1 protein-coding gene is annotated in these 521 nt (G+C 68.7%); it reads right to left on the bottom strand.

Annotation, left to right across the window (positions count from 1 at the left end; translation table 11 throughout):
• A partial coding sequence (locus tag E3D03_RS21265; RefSeq protein ID WP_263568586.1) for a hypothetical protein occupies nucleotides 1-368 on the bottom strand: 368 nt, incomplete at its 3' end.
• Nucleotides 369-521: the final 153 nt, after the last annotated feature.

The following is a 521-nucleotide window of genomic DNA, read 5'->3' as shown; positions in this document are numbered from 1 at the left end:
CCATTCGGCGAGAGCGCGGAGGCGTTTTTTTCCTGCTCCAGCAATAGGCCTTTCGAGACGTAGGTCAGCTGGAAGGCCTCGAAGATCGGCCAGACGTCGAGCAGCGCGTCGATGGCCTCCGGACCGGGATCGATCGCGTTGCCGTCAGCATCGCCGATACCCTCCCAAGCGAGCACCGCCCGCCGCGCGAGAGCCTTGGCGAAGGCGACGGCGCGTTCCTCGTCCGATGCGTCTTCGGACACCGCCTCGACGGCGGGATCGCTGCGCGTCGCCACCATCAGCGCCGTGGTCAGCGGGCGCAGCTGCACCCGGACGCCGGGCGCGAGATCGTGCCAGCGCGGCGCGTTGGTCAGGTCGAGCGTGAGCATCAGTAACTCTCCACGTCGTTCACGAGGATGGCGGTGCACATCCGGCCGACCACGCTGTCGCGCGCCGCCTGCCAGTCGAATGTCGCCTGCACCCCTTGCGGCCCGGAGATCTCGATCCGCGGGCGCGGCAGGTAGACGGCGTGCACGGTGAAG

The organism is Paracoccus sp. DMF, from assembly GCF_004407025.1.
Lineage (GTDB): Bacteria > Pseudomonadota > Alphaproteobacteria > Rhodobacterales > Rhodobacteraceae > Paracoccus > Paracoccus aminovorans_B.
This window is presented reverse-complemented; position numbering and strand designations above follow the sequence as displayed.